The sequence below is a fragment of the bacterium genome, assembly GCA_026708055.1.
GTDB lineage: Bacteria > Actinomycetota > Acidimicrobiia > Acidimicrobiales > CATQHL01 > VXNF01.
On record JAPOVS010000045.1, the window covers coordinates 1 to 6,191 of the forward strand.

The 6,191-nt window shown below is 68.5% G+C and carries 6 protein-coding genes; 4 read left to right on the forward strand and 2 right to left on the reverse strand.

Translation table 11 applies throughout. From position 1 onward, the window contains the following. Nucleotides 1-330: 330 nt before the first annotated feature. Nucleotides 331-1,617: a DUF4143 domain-containing protein gene (locus OXG55_09645; protein ID MCY4103508.1), complete on the reverse strand. Its 1,287-nt coding sequence runs from the start codon at nucleotides 1,615-1,617 to the stop codon at nucleotides 331-333. Between the two features lie 150 nt (nucleotides 1,618-1,767). After that, a complete protein-coding gene (locus OXG55_09650) occupies nucleotides 1,768-2,922 on the reverse strand; it encodes an ATP-binding protein (GenBank protein ID MCY4103509.1) in 1,155 nt (384 codons plus the stop codon). A 265-nt stretch (nucleotides 2,923-3,187) separates the two neighbouring features. Here OXG55_09650 and OXG55_09655 point away from each other — a divergent pair, with 265 nt between their 5' ends. The 4 genes from OXG55_09655 to OXG55_09670 all read left to right on the forward strand — a co-directional run bounded on the left by OXG55_09655 (nucleotide 3,188) and on the right by OXG55_09670 (nucleotide 6,052). After that, the gene (locus OXG55_09655; protein MCY4103510.1) at nucleotides 3,188-3,664 is read left to right on the forward strand and encodes a hypothetical protein; all 477 of its coding nucleotides are present in this window, start codon (nucleotides 3,188-3,190) and stop codon (nucleotides 3,662-3,664) included. 11 nt (nucleotides 3,665-3,675) lie between these two features. Next, nucleotides 3,676-4,656, forward strand: coding sequence for an HNH endonuclease signature motif containing protein (locus OXG55_09660; protein ID MCY4103511.1), 981 nt, complete (start codon nucleotides 3,676-3,678; stop codon nucleotides 4,654-4,656). Between the two features lie 253 nt (nucleotides 4,657-4,909). Further along, nucleotides 4,910-5,656, forward strand: coding sequence for a hypothetical protein (locus OXG55_09665; protein MCY4103512.1), 747 nt, complete (start codon nucleotides 4,910-4,912; stop codon nucleotides 5,654-5,656). 210 nt (nucleotides 5,657-5,866) lie between these two features. Then, a complete protein-coding gene (locus tag OXG55_09670; GenBank protein MCY4103513.1) occupies nucleotides 5,867-6,052 on the forward strand; it encodes a hypothetical protein in 186 nt (61 codons plus the stop codon). Nucleotides 6,053-6,191: the final 139 nt, after the last annotated feature.

The window sequence follows — 6,191 nt, forward strand, 5'->3', positions numbered from 1 at the left end:
CCGCGCAGGCGTGGCTCCTCGACGCCGACGACCTCCACGACGCCCACCGAACCGCTGAACACCGAGCCGACAGCGAGACCGCCGCCCGGCGCGCCGCCGAGCGCCGCGCCGCAGCAGCGGAGGCGGAACTCGCGGCCCTACGCCGCCGGCTCGGCCCCCCGACCGCCTGAGCGCGCCGGGCGACCGCCCGCCCCCGCGGCGGAACCGCTCCCCGCCCAAACCCGAAGAGCCACCAATCGGCGATCCTGCGCTCGGCTACTTCGACCTTCCGGTTTCTCGGATGTATCGATACCGACCGTTCTGAAGTATCAATGTCGAGTGCGCGGTCGCCTATGGGCCGAGCGTCGTGATCGGGACCACGCAGACGCCGTCGGGGCGCTCGTAGGCGTAGCCGCCGGCGGTGATGACGGCCAGCCGGGCGGCGCCGGGGGTCCTGGTCCGGTCGAGGCCGGCTTGCAGCCGGAGCAGCGCACGGGCAGCCTCGTTGATGGCCGCGGGGCCGCCGAGTTTGACCTCCGCGGCGATCCACCGGCCGTCCCGGTGCTCCACGATCAGGTCGACCTCCAGGTTGTTGCTGTCCCGGTAGTGCCACAGCGTGCACCGGTTGGCGCCGGCGTAGACCTGCAGGTCGCGGGTCGCCATCGACTCGAAGAGGCGCCCGGCGAAGGGAAGGTCGCGCAGCAACCGGTCGACGCCGGCCCCCAGGGCGGCGGCAGTGAGCGAGGGGTCGGCCAGGTGGATCTTCGGGGAGCGGCGCGCCTGTGCGCGCGACGCCAGATGCGGACGCCAGGCGGGCACCTCCTCGACCACGAACAGCCGCTTCAGCGCGGCCAGGTAGGCGCCGACCGTGCGGCGCTCCAGCGGCGCCTCCCCGCCGTTCGTCACAGCGTCCGCGGCGAGCGTCGTGTGCTTGACGTCGGTGGCGACGTTCCGTGCCACGGACCGGAGCAGCCTCGAGACCCGCGCCGGGTCCCGGTCGGTGCCGTCGACCCTCGAGACGTCGGTCCGGCTGATCTCTTCCAGATAGGCCAGGGCGGCGTCGCCGGCGGTGGCGGCGTCAGCTCGGCGCGTCCGGGGCCATCCGCCGCGGCACGCCAACTCCAGCACGTCGCCGAGAGCGAGTCCCGTATCGCTCGCAGCGCACTCCTCGCCCGAGAGGAGTCCCCGAAGCGAGACGCCGCCGTCGGACTCGCCGCTCTCGTACAGACTCATGGGCCGCATCCGGACCCGCGTGATGCGCCCGGCGCCGGAGTGTCGGGTGATGTCGTCGGGCGGGTCGGCGGAGCCGGTGAGGATGAACTGCCCGGCGAGGTCTCGGGCGTCACAGGCCCGCCGCATGGCGTTCCAGACGCCGGGGGCCAGCTGCCATTCATCGAGGAGCAACGGTGGCGTCCCGTCGAGTATCGAAGCCGGATCCATGCCGGCGGCGAGCGCCGCGCCGATCTGTTCGTCCAGGTACGCGGCGCTGCCGGCGAACCGGCGCCCGGTCCATGTCTTGCCGCACGCCCGCGGGCCTTCCACCAGGACGGCGGGCATCGTCGCCAGCGCTGACCGCATCGCACCGTCCACGATTCGCGGCGAGTACCCCGCAGGCGCGAGATCATCTTGCGGCGTCACGCCCTCTCCTTGCCCCGCGGTCTCATCATGGCAGTCTACCAGCCACTAAAGTGGCAGTTGATGCTCCAATAAACTGGCAGTTATATAGCCGGAATTACCCGGCGCCAGCGCGGCCGGCGATCCCCGCAGGCGATCCGGCGCACCGTAGGCTCAGGGATCGTCGAACGCGTCGGGAGAGGTCAGTAACTCCGTGGCCCCCACGGCGGTTATTCGCTCGGCCAGCCGGAACCGGTGCGTGCCCGCATGCACCACGAACAGGTGGTCCAGTTCCAGGTCGCGGAGCGCCATGTGCATCGACTTCGTCGTGGCCGGCCGGTCGGTTCGTTTGATCTCGAACCCGAGCACGCGGCCCTGGGTCTCAAGCCGCAGGTCCAGTTCTGCGCCGCTGTGCGTGGCCCAGTAGGAGGCCTCGGCCCGGTCGGCCGACGCCAGCAGCCCCTCGATGACCATGCCCTCCCAGCTGGCGCCGAGCGTGGGGTGGCGCAGCAGGTCGAGCATCGTGCCGATGCCCAGCAGGCGGTGCAGCAGACCGGTGTCCCTGATGTACACCTTCGGTGCGCGCACCTGACGCTTGGCGGTGTTCACGAACCAGGGCCGGAGTTGGCGTACCACCAGAGCTCCTTCGAGCGCATCGACGTAGCGGGCCACTGTGGAGGCGGACACGCCGATGGACCGGGCGACCTCCGCGGCGTTCCAGCGCTGCCCGTGATAGTGGGCCAGCATCGTCCAGAACCGGCGCATGGTCGGTGCCGGGTAGCGGAAGCCCAGACCGGCCAGGTCCCGCTCCAGGAACGTCGAGATGTAGTCGTCACGCCAGGCGGCGGATCGCTCGGCCGTCGGTGCCAGGAATGACTCGGGCAGCCCGCCGCGTAGCCACAGTTCGTCCAAGCGGTCCGGGCCCACGTCGCCGAGGCGGAAGCCGCCGAGTTCCGTGAACGCCACCCGACCCGCCAACGAGTCCGAGGTCAGCCCCACCAGGTCCGGCGAGGCGCTGCCGAGAATCAGGAATCGCCCGGGGCGGCGGCCCTCGTCCACCAGAACGCGCAGTGTGGGGAACAACCCCGGCGCCCGTTGAGCCTCGTCGATGACGATCGTCTCGCCGCCGTCGGCCAGCGCAAGTGTCGGCTCGGCGAGTCGCGCCAGGTCGCGGTAGTCCTCGAGGTCGAAGAACGCTTCGGGTGAAGGCCTGATGGTCCGCCGCGCGAGCGTCGACTTTCCCGCCTGGCGCGGTCCGGTGAGCATGACCACCGGCGCGCGCTCCACCGCGGACCGCAGCGCAGCCTCGTCCCGAGGTCGAGCCAGCATCGCCATGCGGTGCAGCCTAGCAAATTATTCAGGAAAAACAGTCATCTCATGATTGATCTTCAAGGATGCTGAGTGTTCGGAGGGCCGAGACGGACGCGCGTCGGACGTTCTCGCTCCGCTTTACCGCCATCGGACCGCCGGATTCGGTTCCCAGACGCCACCGTGAGCCGCCAATGTCAGCAGCGGTGCGCGAATTGGGATCGCACGGGTACACACGGGCGCTGGACGTTCAAGCCCCGGGTTTTCGCCCTGATATCGTGACACCGTGGCTGAGTCGGTCACCAGCGGATTGCCGCCCGACCTCTCCACAGCGGCCGCGACGCTCGTGGCTGCCGCCGCGGTTCCGCAACGGACACGTCGGGCGTTGATCGCCGACCCCTCAGCAACGCCGGAGATGCTCACCGCAGCCGCGGCGACCCTTGACCTAGCGACGCTGCACGCCGTGGCAGAGCACCCCCGGACCCCGCCGGAGACGCTGTGGGCCGTCTACTTGGTCGCGCCGCCGCAAACCCTCGGAGCTCTCGCGGAGAATGCGAACACGCCGTATGAGGCCCTCTTCTACATTGCCCAGGACTGGAGTATTGACACACGGGTCATGGTCCCGATCCTTCGATCGCTGGCTGGCCACCCTGCCGCGAATGACGAGATCCTCGAGTTGGTCGCCTGTCACCCGGACTCGGACGACACGGTGCAGGAGATCGTGGCGGCAAGCCGCTCCCTCGTAGTGGCCACGTCCGAATAGGTGTATCGACCGTGCGATCGCTCGGGGATTATCTGGACCTCACCGAGGATCAGGCGCGCGCGCAGTGGGGACGGATCCTCTCCAGGCAGCCGAAGTCTCGCCAGGAACCATTCGTGCCTGTGGAGTCGATCCTCTGCTACGCGCTGTTCTTTGTGGTCGACCCACACCGCTACCGGGGCAGAAACGTAACGGAGGCCCCGCCGTTAGTGCACGGTTTGGCTCGCCTGTTCGTGCGATCTCCAGGATCGATCACAGCCAAGATGAAGAACCTCGACGGCTCGATGAGGAAAGCCGGAGCGCACGAGTGGCGGTTCTTCGCGGAGATGGCCGCTGACGGCAGCCGCTTCGCGCCCATCTACAACCGGGTGATGCTCGCAGCCCGTGATATGGGGATCGGCCCCGATGCGCTGCCGGACTTCCTGTCGCTGGAGGGCGTGGACGACTTCGATCTGCTCGGCCAGGAGGAGTTGCTCGGCCAGCGCACGTTCGACGCCGTGGTCGCGGTGCAGGCCGCCAAGAAGCGGGCGCGGCTGCTGGCAGGGGAGGCCGAGACCGTGCGGATTGCTGAGCAGGCCGTGCGCATGGGCCAGCATCGCTTCGCCGTCGCCGTGCTGGACAACTACGGGCACAGCTGCGCGTTCTGCGGATTCGCGCCGCGGTCACTGCCCAAGCACAAGTTGCTCGTGGCATCCCACATCAAGCCTTGGGCCGACTCCGACGACCGCGAGAGGCTTGATCCCCGAAACGGAGTCGCTGCCTGCCCCACCCACGACGCCGCGTTCGACTCTGGACTCATCGCGGTGAACGGCGGGCTACGTGTCCACCGGGCACCGCGGCTCGAGCGTAGTGCCCGGGCCGACCCCGGCGTGGATCGGTACTTCGGCCGAGCTCTACAGCCGTTGCTGGTTGTGCCGGCTGGAGCGGAACCGCCGGGCGAGGACTACCTGTCGTGGCACTTGGAGCACATCTACTTGGGCAATAGAGCGGACTGAGGCCGCCACCCGTGCGACCGTGGTGGGAGCAGAGCACAGGTACACAGAGTGCCAGACACGTCGTTGGTCGCCGCAGTTTCCCGTCACTCGTGAAGTCCAGCCGACCGGTGAGCGTCGGCGGCGGCTGCTTACGCTTCGGAGGTCGCGACAGGCCGCGAAGATCTGTCAGGAGCCGATCCACATCGATCATCACATGTCCGGCGGTGCCAACCTGAAAGAATCGCTAACCCGCACAGAGACGAGGAAACAAGATATGGCGTTGTCCACGTACCCAGAGATTGTCGCTGCGGCCGCTGATGGCGACATAGCCAACCTGAGACGCGTGGTCGCCTCTTCCGACGCCGCCGGCCGCCTACGGTTGCTGTCGGTTGCCGAGCTTCCTGACGAGATCATCGAGGAGATCCTCGCGAAGGAATCACCGGCCCTCACCGGTGTGGACCCGAAGACCGCCTCTTATGAACATGAGGCCCTGTCCCGCGCGGAGGTAGACAGCGCAGCCCACAGTCTGGTCCGCCGCATCGCGCTGGCTCGCATGCCCAAGGCGCCACCCGAGAGCTTGGCCGCGCTCGCAGGCGACGTCGACACGGACGTGCGTGCAGCGGTGGCGGCCCATCCCGCGACCCCGCCAGCAGTCTTGCGCGAACTGCTCCGCGATGGCTCAGGGGAGGTTTGGCTTGCGTTGGCCGAGAACCCTGCGCTTCCCAGCGACGTGGCGGAGGATCTGGTCGAGGGCAAGTGGGAGTACGAAGGCGCTATCGACTACACGCCCTATGTCTGGGAGCGTCTTGCCGAGAACCCGTCGCTGACCCCAACGATGCTCGCGTCGCTAGCGATCGAGGCCTGTTATTCCTATGAGTCCCTTGTAGCGATTGTGGCAAACGCGAATACGCCAGCATCGACCCTCGCGGCTCTTACCCGCAACGGCTGTCCGATCATCGCCGCCGCGGCGGCAAAGGAGTTGGCCGTCCGTGCTGCAGCGCCAAACCTGACCTCCGATTGATTCTCCATCTGCCGTCACCTGTCTTGGACATGCGGGCTGGCAAGAGTCGGCAGGCTTCCTTGGCCCGCCTGCGCTACTCGGATTCCGGGCGAGGTAGGTGATCGGGACTACGGAGACGCCGTTGGGCAGTCGTAGGCGTAGCCGACGGCTGTCACGACGACCAGCCGCGACGGCAGGCCGATCCGGAGGTCGTCGATCCGCGCGCGCAGCGTGAGCAGGGCCTGGGCGCCTGCTTCTACGATTGTCTCGCGTCTCGCCGCCGAGCTTCACCGCGACGGCGATCCAGGCGCCGTCGAGGCGTTGCAGCACGGCATCGCCCTACGAATCGACGCCGAGCACGCCTCCCGCGGCGACTTCGGCCTCATCTTCGACTCGCCGACGGGCCCGTGGGCCTGAGCCTGGGACGCCGTGCCGACTGCCGGGGGGTCGACTGGGCCGCCCACCCCCGGCGCGGGCCACCGGCCTCGCCGCCGTCCTGCTCGTCGCCGGCCAGCGCGCTCTTTGACTGAGTGCCGTTAAGTTTCCGTATTATTTC